At 60.6% G+C, this 21,374-nt stretch carries 15 protein-coding genes; 12 read left to right on the top strand and 3 right to left on the bottom strand.

What is annotated here, in order from left to right; translation table 11 throughout:
• Positions 1 to 245: 245 nt before the first annotated feature.
• The 3 genes from C4334_RS12340 to C4334_RS12350 all read left to right on the top strand — a co-directional run bounded on the left by C4334_RS12340 (position 246) and on the right by C4334_RS12350 (position 4,793).
• Positions 246 to 1,211: a hypothetical protein gene (locus tag C4334_RS12340; RefSeq protein ID WP_352432388.1), complete on the top strand. Its 966-nt coding sequence runs from the start codon at positions 246 to 248 to the stop codon at positions 1,209 to 1,211.
• Between the two features lie 327 nt (positions 1,212 to 1,538).
• The gene (locus tag C4334_RS12345) at positions 1,539 to 2,552 is read left to right on the top strand and encodes a tetratricopeptide repeat protein (RefSeq protein ID WP_352432389.1); all 1,014 of its coding nucleotides are present in this window, start codon (positions 1,539 to 1,541) and stop codon (positions 2,550 to 2,552) included.
• Between the two features lie 321 nt (positions 2,553 to 2,873).
• The gene (locus C4334_RS12350) at positions 2,874 to 4,793 is read left to right on the top strand and encodes a CRTAC1 family protein (RefSeq protein WP_352432390.1); all 1,920 of its coding nucleotides are present in this window, start codon (positions 2,874 to 2,876) and stop codon (positions 4,791 to 4,793) included.
• A gap of 284 nt (positions 4,794 to 5,077) precedes the next feature.
• On the opposite strand, the gene C4334_RS12355 is transcribed toward C4334_RS12350, so the two are convergent.
• The 3 genes from C4334_RS12355 to C4334_RS12365 all read right to left on the bottom strand — a co-directional run bounded on the left by C4334_RS12355 (position 5,078) and on the right by C4334_RS12365 (position 9,459).
• Positions 5,078 to 5,932: a hypothetical protein gene (locus C4334_RS12355; RefSeq protein ID WP_352432391.1), complete on the bottom strand. Its 855-nt coding sequence runs from the start codon at positions 5,930 to 5,932 to the stop codon at positions 5,078 to 5,080.
• A 345-nt stretch (positions 5,933 to 6,277) separates the two neighbouring features.
• Complete coding sequence (locus C4334_RS12360; protein ID WP_352432392.1) at positions 6,278 to 7,936, bottom strand: acyl-CoA carboxylase subunit beta; 1,659 nt, start codon at positions 7,934 to 7,936, stop codon at positions 6,278 to 6,280.
• Positions 7,937 to 8,175: 239 nt separating this feature from the next.
• The gene (locus tag C4334_RS12365; protein WP_352432393.1) at positions 8,176 to 9,459 is read right to left on the bottom strand and encodes an MFS transporter; all 1,284 of its coding nucleotides are present in this window, start codon (positions 9,457 to 9,459) and stop codon (positions 8,176 to 8,178) included.
• 190 nt (positions 9,460 to 9,649) lie between these two features.
• On the opposite strand from C4334_RS12365, the gene C4334_RS12370 reads away from it, so the two are divergent.
• The 9 genes from C4334_RS12370 to bioD form a co-directional block, all read left to right on the top strand.
• Positions 9,650 to 11,395, top strand: coding sequence for a CRTAC1 family protein (locus tag C4334_RS12370; protein ID WP_352432394.1), 1,746 nt, complete (start codon positions 9,650 to 9,652; stop codon positions 11,393 to 11,395).
• A gap of 83 nt (positions 11,396 to 11,478) precedes the next feature.
• A complete protein-coding gene (locus tag C4334_RS12375) occupies positions 11,479 to 12,972 on the top strand; it encodes a tetratricopeptide repeat protein (RefSeq protein ID WP_352432395.1) in 1,494 nt (497 codons plus the stop codon).
• Between the two features lie 276 nt (positions 12,973 to 13,248).
• On the top strand, positions 13,249 to 14,610 hold the full coding sequence (locus tag C4334_RS12380) for an acyclic terpene utilization AtuA family protein (RefSeq protein ID WP_352432396.1): 1,362 nt from the start codon (positions 13,249 to 13,251) through the stop codon (positions 14,608 to 14,610).
• The gene (locus C4334_RS12385) at positions 14,607 to 15,245 is read left to right on the top strand and encodes an NUDIX hydrolase (RefSeq protein WP_352432397.1); all 639 of its coding nucleotides are present in this window, start codon (positions 14,607 to 14,609) and stop codon (positions 15,243 to 15,245) included. The genes C4334_RS12380 and C4334_RS12385 overlap by 4 nt, the downstream gene beginning before the upstream one ends.
• Positions 15,246 to 15,406: 161 nt before the next feature.
• Positions 15,407 to 16,441 carry a biotin synthase BioB gene (gene bioB / locus C4334_RS12390; RefSeq protein WP_352432398.1) on the top strand — a complete coding sequence of 345 codons (1,035 nt, stop codon included), beginning with the start codon at positions 15,407 to 15,409 and terminating at the stop codon, positions 16,439 to 16,441.
• Positions 16,422 to 17,573: an 8-amino-7-oxononanoate synthase gene (gene bioF, locus C4334_RS12395; RefSeq protein WP_352432399.1), complete on the top strand. Its 1,152-nt coding sequence runs from the start codon at positions 16,422 to 16,424 to the stop codon at positions 17,571 to 17,573. The genes bioB and bioF overlap by 20 nt, the downstream gene beginning before the upstream one ends.
• Positions 17,574 to 17,835: 262 nt before the next feature.
• Positions 17,836 to 18,930 (top strand): 3-oxoacyl-ACP synthase III family protein, encoded by a 1,095-nt coding sequence (locus C4334_RS12400; RefSeq protein WP_352432400.1) that lies wholly within the window; start codon positions 17,836 to 17,838, stop codon positions 18,928 to 18,930.
• Entirely contained in the window at positions 18,927 to 20,405 is a 1,479-nt protein-coding gene (gene bioA / locus C4334_RS12405) for an adenosylmethionine--8-amino-7-oxononanoate transaminase (RefSeq protein ID WP_352432401.1), read from the top strand. Before C4334_RS12400 ends, bioA begins: the two co-directional genes overlap by 4 nt.
• A 249-nt stretch (positions 20,406 to 20,654) precedes the next feature.
• The coding region (gene bioD, locus C4334_RS12410) for a dethiobiotin synthase (RefSeq protein ID WP_352432402.1) at positions 20,655 to 21,374 on the top strand (720 nt) is incomplete at its 3' end.

Consider the following 21,374-nt stretch of genomic DNA (forward strand, 5'->3'; position numbering starts at 1 on the left):
CGCCAACTCCGACGCCGACTCCAACTCCGACGCCAACGCCAACTCCGACGCCGACTCCAACTCCGACGCCAACGCCAACTCCGACGCCGACGCCAACTCCGGTCTCTCCGGCGCTGGTGCAAGCGGCGGCCAACAACGCTTCGCAATTGGCGGCTTCATCTAACTTGACGCCTGCGCAAGTGACCGCGCTTCTTCAGTCGGTGGAACAGGCGCGCAGCGTCTTCGCTTCTGAAGCGACCCGTTTTGTGAACAGCGCACAGATAGACAAGTCTCTTCGCGCAGCCATTTACTTCTTGCGCTCAGCGGCTGCACTGCTCGATGCGGGCGTCGTTCCTTCCGCGAAAAACCGCGTGCAATCGGCGGCGACGCGACTCCAAGGAGCTTACGATCTAATGCAAGGGACCAGCTCTACTTCGGGAGGCAACTCAGGTTCGCTTGCGACAAACACGGTGCCCGACATCAGCGAGGCGGACGCGCGCTCGGGCGCGAGCTACGCGCCGAACATCTCTCCATCGAGTCTAGCCGTCGTCCTCGGCGATGGGACGCTCAGCGCGAGGACCGAACAGATAGGTATCGAACAGCTCTTGCGGGGACAGTTGCCGTTTGAACTCGGCGGTTTGAGCGTCGTTGTCGGAGGGCGTGCTTCTCCTCTCATCTACGCTTCGCCGACGCGCGTGATCTTCGTCGTGCCAGATCTCGGTACCGCTTCAGGAAGGACAGAAATCATCGTCACGTCGTCGGATGGGCGCGTCGCCTACGGAACCGTGACAGTAGCCAATGTCGCTCCGGGCCTATTCGCTTCTGGCGACCGCGGCAGCGGCGCGGCGGTCGCATTGGGTGAAGTGGATAGCTCGTTCGCGAGCGCTTTCGATGTCGAGACTGATAGCTTGCTCTTCGGTCGTCATGCGACGCGCGTGACGCTCTTTGCGACCGGTTTGAGTCGGGCCGCTAACTCCGACCCGACCAACGACGTAAAGCTGGGCGATCAGTTGCTCGTTAACGTTGCGGAATCGGTCAGCGTCGAAGCGCGAACGCAAGACGGGCGCGTCTTTCAACTGCCGGTCGAGTTCGCTGGCTCGACGTTGCGCCCCGCGCTCTTCGATCAAGTGATCGTGCGACTCATCCCTGAGCTTCGCGGTGCCGGAACGGTGGAACTGACCTTGGTCGTCGCCGGGCAGCGAAGCAATGGCGCGACGATCAACGTGCGCTGAAAGCCTGAGCCAGTTTAAGGCGGTGCGTCTTTGCTTCAAAGGCAAGGGCGCACCTCCTTTTTGGCCTGAGAGCGCTCATTGGCGCGCTGCGCGGCTATCGATCTGGAAAGAGCTGTGGGAGCGTTCTCGCCCAAGTTACATCTCTCAACTTGAACCGCTGTCGTATAGCCCACCTTGATTAAGACCGTCGCTTTGCGGGGCGCGCTTCAACGCTCCTGTTCTTGACCGCGTAGTCAGAGAGGTGCGAGGGGAGCCATTTGTCTTTCTGTGCGCGAGAGACTATGCTTCTTGCATCGAAGAAGAGCGAAAAATTGAGGAGCGAGGAATATGCGTCGTCTTCTCTGTTGCATCGCCTGTGTGCTCGCGTTGATGCTAGAGGTTGGGGCCCAAGCGTCGGCGGCGACGGACCGGCAGCAGCTCATCGATCGCGCACAAGTCCTGCTCAGCCAAGGACAGATGGATGCGGTGATCGCTCTTTTGAAGCCCATGGTGAAGGGCGAAGACGCGCAGCTCAACCACCTTCTGGCGCTCGCCTACTACGGCAAGGGCGATTACCCTTCTGCCGCCACACACTTCTCTCGGTCGGTTGCCAGCGCGCCGCGCGGCGGCAAGCAGTATCGGCAAGCGGTGCAACTTTTAGGGCTTTCGCATTACTTTCAAGGGCACATCAAAGAGGCAATCCCGCGACTCGAAGAAGCAGCCGCATTGGCGCCGGAGAACGTCGAGATATCCTACGCGCTCGGGAATTGCTACATCCAATCGCACGAGACGGCGAAATCGCGCGCCGTTTTCGCGCGCATCTTCAGGTTGGAGCCGGAATCGGCTGCCGCGCATCTGGTCAATGCGCAGATGATGATCAGGCAACAACTTGAAGAATTGGCGGAAGGCGAACTGCGACGCGCGTTGGAACTCGATGGGCGTCTGCCGCAAGCCAACTTCCTGCTCGGCGAATTGGCGATCTATAAAGCCAACATCGATCAGGGAATCGAACTTCTCAAGAAGGAACTCGCCATCAATCCCGCTTTCGCCATGGCATATTACCGACTCGGTGAAGCTTACACGCGGCAGTTGCGTTGGGAGGAAGCGATCGCTCCGTTGCAACAGTCGATCTGGCTCAACCCGTTCTTCAGCGGGCCATACATCGTCCTCGGCAAGGTCTATTTGAAGAAAGGCGATTTGGCGAACGCCGAGAACGTCTTGCGGCGCGCGCTGCGGATGGATCCGAACAACTATTCGGGGCATCACCTGCTCGCGCAAGTCCTGCAACAGGCAAATCGGCACGAAGAGGCGAAAAGGGAGTTCGAACTAGCCGAGAGGTTGCGGCTCGCGGGCGGAAATTGAGCTGCGCTCGCTGGAGCTGAAATCTTTGGTCGTGAAGTCGGCTGTAAATGTAAGCGACCTCGGTCATTCGCTGTGGCTGTTTGCGACGGTTGCAAGCTTTTGCGGTGTAGCGAGTTCCGCCGCGCTGGCCGTTCGTCGCAACAAGGCGAAGCGGGCGCGCCTTGACCGAAGGCGCGGCTGGTAAACGCGCGGTCACCAAGCGAGGGCGCTTCTGCTTTCGACCCTCAACGGATCAAGGCTTGCGGGCGCATCGCGAACGAACGCGATCTGAGGAGCGCGCATCGAGATCGAATCGTCTCCGAAGAGTGGAAGGGTGAAGAGATGAGTTGCGGGCGAGTTCGTGTGGCAAAAAGATTCGGCCAAGTGATCGCGCAGCCCGGCATCTGCAATGTTCCATCATCGGCAGCGCGTAGCGCGTTCTTACAGCGCGTTCGGCAAGCCGCAGCGCAACGTGTGTTGCTCATCTTGTGTGCGCATTTGCTTGCGTTTGCATCGGTGCCTCTCAGAGGTGAGGATAGGCAACGCCAAGAGTTTGCGGCGCGCTTCGTCGATGTCGCTTTGCAAGCCGGCTTGACCGAGCCGATCATCTACGGCGGCATCGAGCGCAAGAGGTACATCATCGAGACCAACGGGTGCGGTGTCGCTTTCTTCGATTACGACGGCGACGGTTGGCTGGACGTGCTGCTTCTCAACGGCACGCGCCTTGAAGGATTTCCCCCGGACAAAGCGCCAACGACAAGACTTTACCGCAACAACGGCGATGGCACGTTCACCGACGTTACACGTCGCTCCGGCCTTGCGCGCTCCGGGTGGGCCTCTTCGGTCTGCATCGGCGATTACGACAACGACGGGCACGAAGACCTCTTTTTGACTTACTGGGGGCAGAACGCGCTCTACCGCAACAACGGCAACGGGACGTTCACGGACGTCACCGAACGCGCTGGGCTGGCCACGCGCGGCACGCGTTGGGGATCGGGCTGCGCTTTCATCGACTACGATCGCGACGGCGACTTGGACCTATTCGTCGCCAATTACTTGAAGTTCGATCTCGCCACTGCGCCCGAACCGGGCAAGGGACCAAACTGCTTGTGGAAAGGGATTCCAGTTAACTGCGGTCCGAAAGGGTTGCCGACCGACACCAATCTGTTCTACCGCAACAACGGCGACGGTACGTTCACGGACGTTTCGGAACCTTCGGGTATCGCCAAAGTGCAAGGGCGGTACTCCATGTCGGCGGTGGTGCTCGATTACAACGACGACGGCTGGCCAGATATCTACGTCGCCTGCGATTCGACGGCGAGCACGCTTTACCGCAACAATCGAGATGGAACTTTCACCGATGTCGCGCTCGAAACGGGCACGGCCTACAACGAAGATGGACAGCCGCAGGCCGGTATGGGCGTTGCCGTCGGCGATTACGATGGCGATGGTCTGTTAGATATCTTCAAGACGCATTTCGCCGATGATCTGCCCGTTCTCTATCGCAACGCCGGACGCGGCTTTTTCGAAGACGCTTCGCGCGCTGCCGGTTTTGATCACTTGCCTTACGTCCAATGGGGAACCGGATTCGTCGATTTCGACAACGACGGCTGGCCCGATATCATGATCGTCACGGGCAGCGTCTATCCGGAAGTGGAAAAGGTGTTCAAGGATTACCCTTACAAAGGGCCACGCCTCGTTTACCGCAATCTCGGCAACGGGCGCTTCCTCGACGTGACGACCGCGAGCGGTCCGGGGGCGACTGAAACGCAGTCGAGCCGCGGATGCGCGTTCGGCGATTTCGACAACGATGGCGACATGGATGTGCTCATCATGAACATGAACGATCGTCCCTCGCTGCTCAGAAACGAGCTCATCAACGGTGCGGGCAAAACGAACGCCGATGCAAATTGGATCAAAGTGCGGCTCATCGGCACGCGCTCAAACCGCAGCGCCATCGGCGCGCGCGTGCGTCTCACCGTCGGTGGGCGAACGCAGACGCAGGAGCTTTCGAGTCAATCGAGCTACTACTCGTACAACGATCCGAGGTTGCATTTCGGCTTGGGGCGTAATCGGAAGGCGGACTTGATCGAAGTGCGCTGGCCCAGCGGCACGGTCGAAAGATTCAAGGATGTGGAAGGCAATCGGCTCGTGACGATTCGCGAAGGCAGCGGCAAGGTCCAAACAGCGGAGCTTCGTCGCGCGAACTCGAATCGCGCAAGGCCAGAGAGTTCTGTTCCTTCTTCCGGGAGCGAGCGATGACCTCGCGCACGGCGCTGAAGAACGTATGCTTCTGTGAAGGCGAGATTCGTCTCGCAAGATCCGCGAAGCTTCCTTTCGGCGGATTGGTCTCGCCAGCGAACCGCAGACGAAAAATCAAGCCGAGAAAAGCCTCCCATCGCACGAGAAACTCATTGGGCGGTATTACCACGAGCGCAGTCGATGTGGCGAAAAGGACGCTGCGTTGCACGGCGACTTCCGGCAAGCGCGATGCGGGCGGAGAAGTCTCCGCCCGCATCGTTAGCTTTGGTCTCTTGCCGGTTATTTTATGGAGTCGGCGCAGCTTGATTGGCGTTCATGTTGGGTTTCCGACTGCGGCTTCGACCGCGGCGTGCTTGCGCCGTTGTGCCTGAGGTGAACGAGAATTGTCGCGGCTCGCCGCGCACGCTCGTCAAGGTCAACCGATCACCATTGCGTCGTGCGCGTAGCGAGATGATCATCGCTGGCGCAGTCTGTTGACCGCCGCTCGCTTGGCCGTCGAACTGCATGGTGACTGCTGTATAACCGCGCGTGGTCACGGCCGTGACTCGTCCGGTCTTGGTCGTTCCGCCGCTCGTTAGGGTGAAGGTGTTGCCTTGAATGGTAAGCGTCGCTTCGCCCGACATGCCGCCATCGGGGAAGTTGATCGTGCCCGTGTAGGTGCCGGAAAGATCGGTTTGCTCGCTCGGCGTCATGGTTTGACCTTGAGTGTCGGCTTGAGCTTGCCCCATCGTCCCGGTCTGCTGTTGTTCGGCGGTGCCGGTTTGAGTCTGTCCAGCGGCCTGAGATGCGGCGCGCGCTTGCCGTCGCCCTCTCCCGCGACGTCGAGTCGGCGTTGCGGGTTGCTGGTCCATTTCGCCGGACTGCTGTCCATTCTGCTCGGCCGTACCGGTCATCTCCTGGCTTTGTTGGCTCGACTGATCCATCTGTTGCTGTCCTTGCTGATCGGCTTGACGCGCGGTATTGCGACGCGCGTTGCGTCGGCCACGACGTGGCGCGGCTTGCGTGTTCGGCGTGTTTTGCACGCTTGTCGTGTCGCTTTGCGTCTGCGCTGCCCAAACGAGATCTGCAACTGCAAGGACGGTCATTAATCCCAAGGCCAACAGGGAAAGCAACGGTCTCGTTGCGCTTTTGGTCCTCATTGTCCTCTCTCCTCAAATCCCTTCGTGAATTTCGCGCGCTTTGAACGCGCGTGATCCTGTTCGCGACCGTGATCTGGGGTTTCCGGCGGAAGGTGCGCGAACCGAAAAGCTAAATCGTTTCCAAGATCAGGCTTCCGATCCAAGACTTCGTCGGCTCCGCCTTTCGCGCGTCTTCTGCCGACGGCGCGCCCGGCGTCGGTCGCAGGCGTCCGTGGCGCGCCCGAGCACCACCGGGGGATCTTGGACTAAAACTCAAAAAGACTTCGGCGGCGATCAGCCAGCTTAGTTTGTCACAAGATGGCACGTATTGCAGCAAAAAAATTTGCGCCGAAAGATCCGGAAAGATCACTGAAACGGCGCGCCGATGAGCGCAGGCGGGAGGACGAACGGCCCTAGGTGCGGCCCTCCATAGTTCAGGCTGACGCGCAGCGCTAGCTCCAACGCATCGCGCGTCCGTTCGGGCAGGATCACGGCATCAACGTAGCCACGCGCCGCCGCAAAGCGCGCATCCAATTGATGCTCGTAATCGGCGCGCACCTTCTCCATTTCAGCTTTGAGCTTTTCATCCGGCTCGCGCCCCTCGCGCTTCAACTTTTCGAGCTGCGTACCAAACACGGCCTGCACCGCCGACTCCCCTTCCATGACACCCATTCTGCCGGTCGGCCAACTGAAGATGAAATCGGGATCGAAGCCTTGTCCGGCCATTGCGTAGTAGCCAGCGCCCGAAGCGTGATTGATCGTCAAGACGATCTTCGGCACGGTGGCCGTCGCCATTGCCTCAACGAAACGTGCGCCGGCGCGGATGATCCCGGAATGTTCGGCCTCGGCTCCGACCATGAAGCCGGAAACATCTTGGATGAACAGGAGCGGCGTTCGGTGACGGTCGCAGAGATCGATGAAATAAGCGGCCTTTTCAGCCGATTCGGTGTAGATGATGCCGCCGAAACGCGGCGGACCGCCGCCTGCCGGACGGACCAGTCCGCGATTGTTCGCCAGCACGCCGACTTGAATGCCGCGCACGCGCCCGTGCCCAGTGATCAACTCCTTTGCGTAGTCGGCTTGAAACTCATCTAGGTGTCCATCATCCAGTATGCATTTCAAAACTTCGTAAGCATCGTATGGCTGGCGATGGTCATCCGGCAAAAGATCGTAGATGTCCGTCTCTGGGCGTCCGGGTTCGCGCGCCTCGCCGATGGAGGCTGGCATGCGCACTGGCGGCGGAAGCTCAGCGATGAACTCTCGGATCTTCGCAATGCACGCTTCGTCGTTGGGCGCTCGATAGTGCGCGACGCCGGAGATGGCCGTGTGCGTACGGGCGCCGCCCAAGGTTTCGTTGTCGATGGTCTGCCCGGTCGCACCTTTGACCAAGTTTGCGCCGCCCAAACCCATGAATGAAGTGCCTTCGACCATCACGATGACATCCGATAGCGCGGGCAAATATGCGCCGCCGGCAATACACGGTCCCATCACGGCGGCGATCTGTGGCACGCGCAAGTAACGGCGCATGATCGAATTGTAGTAGAAGATGCGCGCTGCGCCGTATTGGCCGGGAAAGACGCCGCCTTGATAAGGCAGATTGACGCCCGCTGAATCAACCAAGTAGATGATCGGCACGCGCGAACGCATGGCGATCTCTTGCGCGCGCAAGATCTTCTTGATCGTCTCAGGCCACCACGAACCAGCTTTGACGGTGGCATCGTTGGCGACGACGACCACTTCGCGCCCGCCGACGCGACCGATGACGGTGACCACGCCAGCGGCTGGCGCTGCTCCGTCGTATTGATCGTAAGCGATCAGCAAGCCGATCTCTTGCGCGAAAGAATCGCGATCGAGCAGCAAGTCGATGCGCTCGCGTGCCGTCAGTTTCCCTTGTTCGTGCTGTCGCTCGATCTTGTCGGGGCCGCCACCGAGGCGGAGCTTGGCTTCGAGTTCTTGTAGTTCAGCCGCTAGTTCGCGCAGTCGCGCGCGCGTCGTTGCCGAAGAGGTTCGAGGGTCAGAAAACATAGCGAGACGAATGGGTTCTTTCAGCAGAGCCTACTTCGAGCCGCTTCAACATAACACAGCCGCCGCGAACGAGACAAAGAGTGGCGTCAAGGCGCGCGAAAAATAAACGGACGAGCGTCGCTTCGATGGGCGAAATTCGTGATCTGCCGTTGCGGAAGCTCGCCGATGCGCGACTGGTCCGGTCCCTTCCCAATTGAACCCCGCGTCTTGCGTTGCGGAAGCTTGCCGATGCCGAGCGTTCACCGCGTTGGCCCACGCTCCGCCGTTCCATCCGGCAACCTGTAGCTCAGCAGACTGCGCGCTTTGAAGAGCGCGACGAGCGCAGCCAGAATGCACCCGATGCCGCCAGTGAAGACTGAAAGCGGCGCGCCGATGAATTCGGCGACGATGCCAGCCTCGAACTCGCCCAACTGCGGACCACCCATGAAGAAGATCATGTTGACCGAGGTCATGCGTCCGCGCAGGTGATCCGGCGTGGCGAGCTGACGAATCATTTGGCGCAGCACGGTGCTCACGGTGTCCGCCGCGCCCGTCAAGGCCAACATCAGGAGCGAAAACCAAAAGTTACGCGAAAGACCGAAGAGAGCCGTCGCCGCACCGTAAACGACGACGGCTAGCACGATCGTCTTCCCGGGCTGCTGCCACTGCCGCACGCGCGCGAGCAGCGTCCCGGCAATGATCGCGCCGACGGCGGGCGCCGCAGCCAAAAAACCAAGCCCGCGCGCGCCGACCTGTAATACGTCCGCCGCGAAGATCGGGAGCAGCGCCGTCGCCGAGGCGAAAAACGTTGCGACGAAATCGAGCGTCATCGTTTGCACGATGATCGGCGTGCGCCAGACAAACCGCAACCCTTCGACCAACGCCTGCCAACTGATGCCGTTGCCATTGGCGGATTCGACCGCTCCGCTCGCCCTGATGAAAAGCAGCGCGATGATCACCGCGATGAAAGACGCGGCGTTGAGCGCGTACACCGCCGCAGGTCCCACTCTGCCGAGCAACAAACCGGCCAGCACCGGACCGACGATCAGCGCCACTTGAAAGACGATGAACGAGAGCGTCACGGCGCTCGGAAAGTCGCGCGGCGGCACGAGTCGCGGAAGCAACGCTTGCCGCGCCGGGCTATCGAAGGCCGTCGCTGCCGACGAGATGGCCGTCAATAAAAAGATGGGCCATACGCTCTGCAGACCGCGTGCCGTCACCGCGGCAAGCAGCGCCGCTGAAATGAGCATGATGCTCTGTGTGACGAGCATTAGACGCTTGCGGTCGAGCGCATCGGCGGCGATGCCGCCCAGAAGCGAGCAGACAATGATCGGTAGCACGCGCACCAATCCGACTAGGCCGAGCGCGGCAGCCGACCCGGTTAAGACGTAAACGTGCCAATTGATGGCGACAAGCTGCATCTGCGAGCCGGTCACCGAGATGAGCTGCCCCAACCAAAAGAGCCGAAAATCGCGATGCCCAAACGCCGCCAGCGTCGTTCCGCTGACGGGTGATCCCTTTTCCGTCAAAGCGTCGAAAGACACGCAAAAACTCCCTCGGATCGCTTGCCGTAGCTGCGAGCGAAAGGGGCGCGATCTCAATCTGCTTGAGCCAACAAACTAGAATTAACTATGATGTGACGAAACAATCAAGTTCGCCGCGCGGCAAATGCGGGCGCGTGTGCGGTCGAACCCGTTTTTGGAAGCGCGACGCTGCGCGTGAGGTGTTGAATAGATGTTCGGTCTATCCTTTCGACCAACGGCAAACTGCTTGCGGCGATTAGTTTCGCTCTCGGTATCGGCGCTTTCGCTGCTCTCCACAGCGCTTCCGCAAGTCAACAGCGAGGCGCCCGTCAAATTCGTGAACGTCGCGCAGCAGGTCGGCATCACGGCCAAAACGATCTACGGCGACGAGAAACGCAACCGTTATCTGCTTGAAACCACCGGTTGTGGCGCAGCCTTTTTCGATTACGACAACGACGGCTGGCTCGACGTCTTCCTGGTCAACGGAACGCGCCTCGACGGGCCGCCGCGCGATCCGCTTCCGACAAACCGCCTTTATCGCAATCGCGGCAACGGCACTTTCGAGGACGTAACCGAACGGGCTGGCCTCGTGCGGACTGGATGGGGCCAAGCCGTTTGCGTTGGTGATTACGACAACGACGGTCACGATGATCTTTTCGTCAGTTACTACGGACGAAACGCCCTCTATCACAACAACGGCAACGGCACCTTCACGGAAGTGGCGGAAAAGGCGGGCGTCGCCAACAACCGAACGAAGTGGGGATCGGGCTGCGCTTTTGTCGATTACGATCGCGACGGCAACCTCGATCTGTTCGTCGCCAGCTACATAGATTTCGATCCGAAGACCGCTCCGCTGCCGGAGACCGGACCGTGTCTGTACAAAGGTCTGACGGTCGCTTGCGGTCCGCCCGGTTTGAAGGGCGGCGTCAACATGCTCTACCGCAACAACGGCGATGGCACATTCACCGATGTCTCGGATAAGTCGGGCATCACCAAGAACAACGGCACATATGGACTCGGCGTCGTCGTCTCCGACTTCGATAACGATGGTTGGCCAGACATCTACGTTGCCAACGATTCGGCCCCGGCAACCCTTTATCGCAACAACCGCGACGGAACGTTCACCGATATCGCCATCGAAGCCGGATGCGCCTTCAGCATTGATGGCAAACCGCAAGCTGGCATGGGCGTCGCCGCCGGCGATTATGACCGCGATGGATGGTTCGACATCTTCAAGACCAATTTCTCCGGCGATACGTCAACGCTTTACCGCAACATCGGCAAAGCGATCTTCGATGATGTGACTTTCCCTTCCGGCATAGGGATCAACACGCGCTGGCTCGGTTGGGGGTGCGGCTTCTTCGACATGGATAACGATGGCTGGCTCGATATCTTTCTCGTCAACGGCCACGTCTATCCGGAAGTTGAAAAGTTGACCACCGAAGCGGGATACGCTCAACGCAAGGTGCTCTACAAGAACTTGCGCAATGGACGCTTTGAAGACATCTCGGAGAAGGTCGGCGGAGCCGTGCTCGAACCCACGCCCGCTCGCGGCGCCGCCTTCGGCGATTACGACAACGACGGCGACATAGATGTTCTGATCAACCCCGTGAACGCATATCCGGAATTGCTCCGTGCCGAAACGAGCGGTCAGAACAACTGGATCAAGATCAGAACGGTCGGCGTCAAGTCCAACCGCGATGGCATCGGCGCGCGCATTAAGTGCGTGACGGAAGACGGCGCGCAGATCGATGAGGTGAGAAGCGGCGGAAGCTACTATTCGCAAAACGACCTGCGCGTCCATTTCGGCGTCGGACGCGCCACGCGCATCAAACAGCTCGAGATCCGCTGGCCCAGCGGCCAAATCGACCTGTTGAGCGATCTGGGCGTCAATCAGATCATCACCGTGCGCGAAGGCGTCGGGGTGATCCGCACGCAGAACGGCGCGAAGAAGTGAGCTGATGGGACTTGCGTCAGATGCGCGACGCGAGAAGAGATGAACCGCGCGCGAGAACCCGGCGTTTGGAGTTGAAGGTGGACATGATTCGACAAAGATCGGCGCTCGCTCTGTTTGCGCTCTTCCTGCTCCTTTGTTCTCTCGCCGCCGCGCAGAAAAAGGGCGAAGGGGCACGCCGCCGCGCGCCTGTTGCCGACGTTCAACGGAAGAACCGCGCGCTGGCGGCAGAACACTACAATCGCGGCATCGCTTTGTTGAAGCAGCAGGAGATCGACGGCGCCATCGAACAGTTCAGGATGGCGACCGAGTTGCGCCCCGAATGGCCGGAAGCCCATCTGAACTTGGGCTTCGCGCTTGGCACCAAGGGGCTGCTGGGGCAAGCCATCGCCGAGTTCGAAGCGGCGGTCCGGTTGAAACCCGATTACGGAGAGGCCTACTACTATCTCGGCACGGCGCGTTGGTTCACGCAAGATATACCGGGGGCCATCGCCGCGCTACGCAAGGCAACGCAACTGATGCCAAATCACGCGGACGCGCACTACTACTTGGGCCTCGCGTTGCAGAGAACGCGCGACGTGCAGGGCGCGCTCGAAGCGCTTTCCACCGCCGTGCGTCTTTCGCCCAATGAGATCGAGCCGCGCCACGCCATGGGACTCGTCCTCCAACAAGACGAAGATCTCGATGGCGCCATCGAATCTTTTCGCACCGTGATCAAACTGCGTCCGGATTTCGTCCAAGCTTACAATGACTTGGGTCTCGCGCTCGTGCAGAAGCGCGATCCCGACGGTGCGATCGAAGCCTTTCGCGCGGCGCTCAAGCTCGATCCGCGTAACGTCATCGCCCATCACAATCTCGGCATGGCATTGATTCAGAAAGGCGATTACGACGGGGCCATCGCGCAATACAGGCGGCTCATCGAGATAGATCCGAACAACGCTGAAGCCCACTACAATCTAGCGCTCGCGCTCAAACAGAAAGACCGGTTCGACGATGCCATCGCCGAACTGGAGCGCGCCATCAATTTGCAATCATCTCTGCCGGAAGCGCACTACACGCTCGGCGTTATCTTCATGCAACAATCGAAGCTCGACCGTGCGGTAGAAGCTTTCCGCGCCGCCGTGAGTGTCAAGCCCAGTTACGCCGAGGCGCACTATGCGCTCGGTACGGCGTTGCAACAGCGCGGCGATCTCGACGGCGCCATTGCCGCTTTTCGCCAAGCGTTGCGGCTTGCGCCGGAAGCGCCGGAGATTCACAACACGCTCGGCACGGCGCTGCGTCAAAAAGGCGATCTCGAAGGCGCACGACGCGAGTTCCAAGAAGCAGCTCGCTTGAACAAGCTGAAGTCGAACATGCAAGCGGCCGTCTTTGCGCTGAACACAGGTCTCGCCAAACTCAGCGCCGGAGACTTGCCAGCGGCGGTTGAAAGGTTTGAGGAGGCGACGCGCCTCGATCCGCGAAACGCGCAAGCTTATTACCATCTGGCGCGCACGTTGCAACGTCTGGGGCGCACGCAAGAAGCGCAAACCGCATACAAGAGGGCGCGCGAACTCAACCCGCGCATCAAACCTTTGCCCTGACGACAAAGCGCGCACGCGCTTGCGGGCGAAGCCAAAAGATTTCGCGCGCGATCCGTCTTTTGGGAATCGCTTCAAAAGATCGCGCGTTTGATGATGGTTTCGAGCTCCTTTCGCTTACGCTCCGATAGGTGCAGACTATGTGCGCGCGCCCATCTACTGCCATCTCCATTTCTCTTTTCGTCGCGTTTCGATAGATAATCTCCCCCTTCGAGTTGACCGCGCGCGCATGATTCGCGCAAAGTTAGAGCGAACGCTGATCTACACTGGACCCTGAAGATGAGAGAAAAGATTCGCATTGCCAGCGGTCAAGGTTTCTGGGGCGACATGATCGACGCGCCCGTGCGGCAGGTGGAAGAAGGACCAATTGACTACCTGATGCTCGACTATTTGGCCGAAGTCACTATGTCGATCATGCAAAAACAGCGCGCGCGCGACCCGAACGCCGGATACGCGCGCGATTTCGTCCCGCTGATGCGCCAGATACTTCCAACGTGCGTCGCGCGACGGATCCGCGTCATTACCAACGCTGGCGGCGTTAACCCTCACGGTTGCGCCATCGCCGTGCGCGACGCGGCGCGCGAACTGGGGCTGCGCGTGCGCATCGCAACCGTTACCGGCGACGACATCATGGATCGCTTGGACGATCTGCTCGCGCGCGGCATCGAGCTTCGCAACATGGATACGGGCGCGCCGCTCGCCACGGTGCGCGACCGCGTCCAGAGCGCCAACGCTTATCTCGGCGCGTGGCCGCTCGTCGAGGCGTTGCGCAACGGCGCGCAAGTGGTCATCGCCGGACGCGCGACCGACACGGGATTGACGCTCGCGCCGATGATCTACGAATTCGATTGGAAAGAGGATGACTGGGATCGCCTCGCTGCTGGAACGGTCGCTGGCCACATCATCGAATGCGGTGCCCAATGCTCCGGCGGAAACTGTCAATACCAGTGGCGATCGATCCCAGACTTGGCCAATGTCGGTTATCCGATAGTTGAAGCTCATCCCGATGGGACGTTCATCGTCACCAAGCACGAAAAGACGGGCGGGCGCGTCTCGATCCAAACAGTCAAAGAACAGCTTGTCTATGAGATGGGCGATCCGCGCGCTTACATCACGCCCGATTGCATCGCCGATTTCACCACCATTCGACTCGAAGATGCCGGTCCGGATCGCGTCCGCGTGTTCGGCATCAAGGGGCGACCCTGCACGGATCAGTTGAAAGTTTCGATCAGCTACTTTGCTGGCTACAAGGCGGTCGGCACGCTCGTCTACGCTTGGCCCGAAGCCTACGAAAAGGCCAAGGCCGCTGATCGCATCTTGCGCGCTCGGCTCGAACGTTTGGGCTTGAAGTTCGATCAAATCTTGACCGAATACGTCGGCGTCAACGCGACGCATGGGCCGCTGGCGGGCGAACCGTCGCCCGATATCCCCGAAGTGCAACTGCGCGTTGGAGTGCGCGGACAAGATCGAGCGGCGGTCGAGCGTTTCACCAAAGAGATCGCGCCGCTTATTCTGACCGGTCCGCCCGCAGTAACCGGTTTCGCTGGTGGAAGACCGAAGGTCGAAGAAGTGGTCGCTTACTGGCCCAGCTTGATCCCGAAATCGGAGATCAAGCCGCGCGTGGAGATCATCGAGTCATGAGCGACCGAACGCGCACAATACACGACGTGGAAGAGCTACGGAAGGAACTCAACGCCGCGCGCGAAGAGTTGGCCTGGCGGTCGGTGGCCGTCGAGCACGTGGCCGATTGTCGCGTCTTTCGCGTCGAACGCCATCGAAACATAGATCCGCGCGGCGACCGCGCCCACGACTTCTACCTGCTCGATGCGCCCGATTGGATCAACGTTGTGCCGCTTACGCGCGACGGCCACGTCGTCATGATCGAACAGTACCGTCATGGAACGGACGAGGTGACGTTGGAGATTCCGGGTGGCATGGTAGATGGCGCAGAGACGCCGCGCGAGGCGGCGGCGCGCGAACTGTTGGAGGAGACGGGCTACCGTGCGCGTCGAATCATCGCGCTCGGTCGGGCGCGCCCCAATCCCGCAATCCAGAACAACTGGATACATACTTTCCTCGCGCAAGATGTCGAACAGATCTGCGCGCCCTCTTCCGACGGCACGGAGCAGACGGTGGTTCGTTTGATCTCGCGGCGCGACGTCGCGCACTTGATCGCGCGCGGCGTGATCGATCACGCGCTGGTCATCGTCGGCTTTCATCTGTTGGATCTTTACGAAGCCGGCGTCATATCGTCCGCTGAGTTGGACGAAAGTTGACTGATGGCGCTAGCTTTCGCTGCGGATCTCGATTCTGCTAGATTCGGTTGAACCTAAAATTTTCTGAACGCGGACGCCTCGTCATCGCCGAAAACCGGTTACGAGAGACGAAAGCGTTCGGTCGAAAAGCTCTCTTTGATCCATCGAGGAAGGTGAAACCAATGGACTGGAATTCGCTGGTCGAAAACGCGCTTCGCAATCAACCTCCCGCCGAAGACGAAGCGCTGGCGCTTTTGCGGCTTGCTGATGCGGAGACTTTGCCTTTGGTTGACGCGGCGTGGCGCGTGCGGCGGGCTGTTTTCGGCAACAAAGTCAAAGTCAACGTCTTGCTCAACGCCAAGAGCGGCTTCTGTCCGGAAGATTGCGGCTACTGCTCGCAATCGCGCCATGCCGCGAGCGAGATCGCACGCTATCCGATGCTCGATCCGGCGAGCATGCTGGCCGAAGCGCGCAAGGCATATGAAGCCGGAGCCCATCGCTTCTGTATCGTCACGGCCATGCGCGGCCCGACGTGGCGCGACATAGAGCGCGTCGCCGAAGCGACGCAGCGCATCAAGGCTGAACTGCCGCTTGAAGTCTGCGCTTGTTTGGGATTGCTCGATGATCCGGAAAAAGCGTACGCGCTCAAACGCGCTGGCGTCGATGCGTACAACCACAACTTGAATACAAGCGCTGCGCGTTACAGCGAGATCACGACGACACATGCTTACGCCGACCGCCTCAAAACCATCTCGGCGATCAAAGGTGCCGGTATCTCGCTCTGTTCGGGCGTCATCGTCGGCATGGGCGAAACCGATGAAGAGATCGTCGAACTGGCCTACTCTTTGCGCCGACTCGGCGCCGATTCGATTCCCGTCAACTTCCTGATCCCCATTCGCGGGACGCCGCTCGGCGATGGACGCACGGTGCGAGATTTGACTCCGTGGCGTTGCTTGCGTGTGCTCGCCGTCTTCCGCTTGGTGAACCCGCAATCAGAACTGCGCGCTTCCGCCGGACGCGAGATCCACCTGCGAGCTTTGCAGCCGCTAGCGTTGTTGATCGCCAACAGCATCTTCCTCGGCGATTACTTGACGGAAAAGGGACAAGCTGCCGAAGCCGATTGGAGCATGCTGCGGGATCTGGGGCTCGAACCGGTTTGGGAACGAACGTGCGAAAGAGGAGAGGCCGAAAGAGTCCATGCGCGTTCAGTGGACTGAGACGCTCGATCGCTTATCAGCGCGAAGCTTGCGTCGCGAGTTGCGGCGTTTCGATCGCGCTGGGCCGGTCATTACAGCAAAAGGCCAGCGGCTCATCAATCTGGCTTCCAACAACTACCTCGGTTTGGCCGATGATCCGCGTCTCATCGCCGCGGCCAAAGAGGCGCTCGAACTTTATGGGTTGGGCGCTAGCGCCTCGCCGTTGGTCTGCGGCCATCTGGAGGCGCACGAAAGGTTGGAAGCCGGGCTCGCCAGCTTCAAGGGGACCGAGGCGGCGCTCGTTTTCTCGAGCGGATACGCGACCAACGTCGGCGTGCTGAGCGCGCTGGCGACGCCGCGCGACGCGATCTTTCTCGACGCGTTGGTCCACGCGAGCTTGCACGACGGCGCGCGGCTTTCGGGCGCCGAAGTTCGTCGCTACAGGCACGCGGACGTGGATGACTTGAGGAGATTGCTTCGCGCCTCTTCGAAGCGCGGCGCGCGCATAGTCGTCACGGATGGCGTCTTCAGCATGGATGGCGATCTCGCTCCGTTGCCGGAACTCGTCGAACTCTGTGAAGAGCTGGATGCGCTTCTCGTCGTTGACGATGCGCACGGGACGGGGGTTATTGGCCCCGGCGGAAGGGGAACGGCGGCGCACTTCGGCATCGAAGATCGCGTCCCTGTGCAGATCGGCACGTTGTCGAAAGCTCTCGGTTTGCAAGGCGGTTTCGTCGTCGGAAGCGAGGCGTTGATCCGTTTCATCGTCAATCGCGCTCGCGCGTTCATCTACAGCACGGCCATCTCTCCAGCGCTGGCCGCTGCCGCATTGTGTGCGTTAAAGGTCGTCGAAGGTGAGCCGTGGCGACGACAAGCGGCGCGTGAGCACCGTCGGCGCTTGAGCGATGGATTGCGAGAGAAAGGGTACGAAGTGAAAGGCGACCCGCTGGCCCCGATGCTCTTGGTGATGATCGGCGAAGCGGAACAGGCGCTTAAACTCGCCGTTGATCTTGAAAACGCCGGCGTTTTCGCTCCGGCGATCAGGCCGCCGACGGTGCCGCAAGGCACGAGCCGGATTCGCCTTGCTCCGATGGCGACGCACTCTTCGGAGCAGATCGCCCAAGCGCTCGATGCTTTTCCGAACGGCCTGTGATGCGCTTCTCGTTGAAAGATTCCGCTCTGGGTTTTCCAGCAGGTTTTGAAGCTGAAGTCGAAGAGGAGCGATGCGGAGACGAACAAGCGTAATGGTGTCCCGCCGCTTCACGCGTGGGTTCAGTTGTCGAGGGCGTAGCTCGGTCCGCGCTGAAAGCCGGTCGGCGTAAGTTGCGCGGCGCACGTCTTTCGTGCGCACAGCGGACGCGCTTGAGCCGCGCGAGAAAGTCGGTCGAAGAAGCGAGGAATCAGCAGCAGCGACGATGAAGTTGATCGGCATCGGTTCGGCTCTACCTGAGAGGCGCGTTCGTAGCGACGAGACGGAACGCGCCCTCGGACTCGAAGCGGGATGGGTGGCCAAGCGCACCGGAGTGCACGCAAGACCGGTCGCGGCGCCCCAAGAAGCGACTTCCGATCTCGCCGTGTGTGCCGGCCAACGCGCGTTGCTCGATGCCGGAGTGAAGCCCGAAGAGATCGGTCTGTTGATCTTGGCGACGAGCACTCCCGATCATCCTTTGCCGCCGACGGCTCCGCGGGTAGCACACAGGCTCGGTTTGGGCCGAGCTGGCGCGATCGATCTTGCTGGCGCGTGCGCTGGATTCATTTATGCGCTCGCGCTCGGCGATGCCTACGGCGAAGCGCATGGTTGCGCGGTGATGGTGATCGGGGCGAACGTGCTTTCGCGGCGGGTGGACCAGCGCGATCCGGCAACAGCGCCCCTGTTTGCCGATGGCGCAGGCGCTGTGGTCGCGGTTCCCGGCAGAGGATTGTTGAGCGTTTATCTCGGTGCGGATGGCTCACGTTGGGACGAGATCCTCGTTCGCGCTGGCGGCAGCCGTGAGCCGTTGACGCCCGAAGCGGTCGCCGCAGGGCGACACTTCATGCGCATCAAAGACGGCTCAAGCCTCTTTCGTCACGCCGTGCGACGCATGGCCGAAGCCGGAAAGATCGCGCTCGCCAGAGCCAACGTCACAGCGGAAGATGTTCGCTGGTGGGTTCCGCACCAAGCCAATCGCCGGTTAATCCGCGAAGCCGGAAGATTGTTGGGCATCGGCCCTGAGAAGACGGTCGAGGTAGTTGACCGATGCGGCAATAGCTCAGCGGCGACCATTCCTCTTGCGCTCGACGTGGCCCGCTCCGAGGGGCGCTTGCAAAGAGGTGATCTGTTGCTGCTCACCTCTGTCGGCGCCGGGATGCTGGAAGCTGGAGCGGTTCTGATCTTGAACGGGGTGTGCCGCGCGGCGGGCGCGCAGTCGCGACTCGGCATTGCAGCGCCCGACCGCAATTCGGAGCTTGAACGACGCGCGTCGGGTCATCTGTTTGGAGGGAACGAATCGGAGCTATTTGATCGGTCATGAAAGAGCTACCGCGCAAGCTGAACCGAAGGACCGCCGAGACTACGGCGAGGGAGAAAGCGACCAAACGGCAAATTCAGGCTTCGTCGCCTGCCGAAGCGACGCAAACGCGAGGGGAGAAGACTGGGTTGAGCGACGAAAAGCTCGAGGCGCTCGATAAGGCGCATTTGTGGCACCCTTTCACGCACATGGAGCAGTACATCGCGGACGATCCGCTCATCATCGTGCGCGGCGAGGGCGTGCGATTGTTCGATACGCGCGGGCGCGCTTACTACGACGGCACGTCTTCGATCTGGTTGAACGTTCACGGCCATCGCGTTCCGGAGCTGAACCGCGCGCTCACGGAACAGCTCGGACAAGTGGCGCATTCGACCTTGCTCGGGATGAGCAACGTGCCGGCGATATTGTTGGCGGAGAAATTGGCGAAGATCGCCCCGCGAGGCTTGACGCGCGTCTTTTACGTGGACAACGGAGCCGGAGCGGTGGAAGCGGCGATCAAAATCGCCGTGCAGTTTTGGGCGAATCAAGGCGCGCCAACCAAACACCTCGTCCTCGGCTTCCACAATAACTACCACGGCGATACTCTGGGCGCGGTCGGCGTCTCGCCTGATGAGATGTTTCACTGGCCGTTCACCGCTCTGCTCCCGCCGCACCCGCGCGTGCCTTATCCGTATCCGTATCGCAGTGCAGCTCCCGATCCGCTAGCAGAAAGCCTCCAAGCGGCGGAGGAGATTTTGCGTCGGCGACGAGACGAGATCGCGGCGGTGATCGTCGAACCAGTCGAAGGCGCTGGCGGGATCATCGTTCCACCGCGCGGCTTTTTGCGCGGTTTGCGCCGGCTCTGCGATGAATACGGGGCGCTGCTGATCGTGGATGAGGTGGCGACCGGTTTCGGGCGCACAGGCCCGATGTTCGCCTGCCACGGCGAAGATGTCGCGCCCGATCTGCTCTGCTTGGGCAAAGGCCTTTCGGGCGGGTATCTTCCGATCGGCGCGACGCTTGCGACCGAAAAGATATTCGAGGCTTTTCTGGGCGAAGTCGATTCGGGCCGGACCTTCTTTCACGGCCATTCATACGCCGGCAATCCGCTCGCCGCCGCCGTTTCGCTAGCGAACCTCGAGCTTTTAGAGAAGTTGCTGCCGCGGTTGCCCGAAAAGATCGAGGCGCTCTCCGCGTGGATTTTTCCGCTTGCCGAAGAGCCTTTCGTTGGCGACGTCCGACAAGCTGGGTTCATGGTCGGAATCGAACTCGTCAAAGATCGCGCGACCAAAGAGGGATTCGCCTATCGCGATCAAGTCGGATGGCGGGTCGCTCATGCGGCGCGCGAGAGAGGATTGCTGGTGCGCCCCATCGGCAACGTCCTGATCTTCATGCCGCCGCTCGCTTCGACGCTCGAAGAGCTGCAGGAGATGTCGCATATCTTGTGCGAAGCTTTTCGCGCGACGAGAGACGATCTTGCAGCGCTGGCGAAAGGTTAACTTGCACGGGAGTTTTTGACACTACTTCGAGACGGGATCAAAGCTCTAAAGCGGCGAGGAGAACGAAGGCGCGAGTCAAACACCCCACGGCGCGCAGCCGGGGGCCCTCGACGCCAAGAATGTAGCGAGGGGAATACTCGCGCAATCTTGCGCGATGTGGCGTGCGGGAACTGCGGTGCCTGAAACGGCGAGACGCGGCGTGCGCGCATCAAGGGCTTGCACAGGTTCGCAAACGGAGATAGAGGGAGCGTGTTGAGAAGTTTCTTCATCACCGGCACGGACACAGGGGTTGGGAAGACGGTCTTCGGCGCAGGGATAGCCCGCTGGTTGGTCGAGCGTGGCTTCAAAGTCGGCGTCATGAAACCGATCGAGACGGGCGTCGTTCTCTCTGGCGACCTTTTTGCGATGGCGCGCGAAGGCACATTTTCTGATGGCGCCTTTTTGGCTCAAGCCGCGCGCATCGAAGAGCCGCGCGAAGTGGTCGTCCCATGCGCTTATGCTGAGCCGCTGGCCCCGCTCGTCGCGGCAAGACGCGCCGCGCGGTGCGTCGATCTCGCTGCCATCCGAAAAGCTTGGGAGCATCTCTCTTCGAGATACGATACGGTCATCGTCGAAGGCGCAGGCGGTCTCTCCGTGCCGATCGAAAGGGGTTATGACATGGCGAGCTTGGCGCTCGATTTCAAGTTGCCCGTTCTGATCGTCGCGCGCGCTACGTTGGGGACTTTGAATCACACGTTCCTCACCGTGCATTACGCGCGTAGTCGTGGATTGGAGGTATTGGGCGTGGTCGTTTCCGGATATGACCCGCAGACGACCGACGTCGCTGAGTTGACCAACCCGTCGATGATAGAAGAACTTTGCGAGGTTCCGGTCATCGGAATCGTGCCGAGAAAAGGCTCGGTCGCGTCGCCGGAAGATGCCGCGGAAGCGGTGAAAGAGGGCGTGGATATCGGTGCCTTTTCGCGTCTT

This window comes from Pyrinomonas sp., from assembly GCF_040289685.1.
GTDB lineage: Bacteria > Acidobacteriota > Blastocatellia > Pyrinomonadales > Pyrinomonadaceae > Pyrinomonas.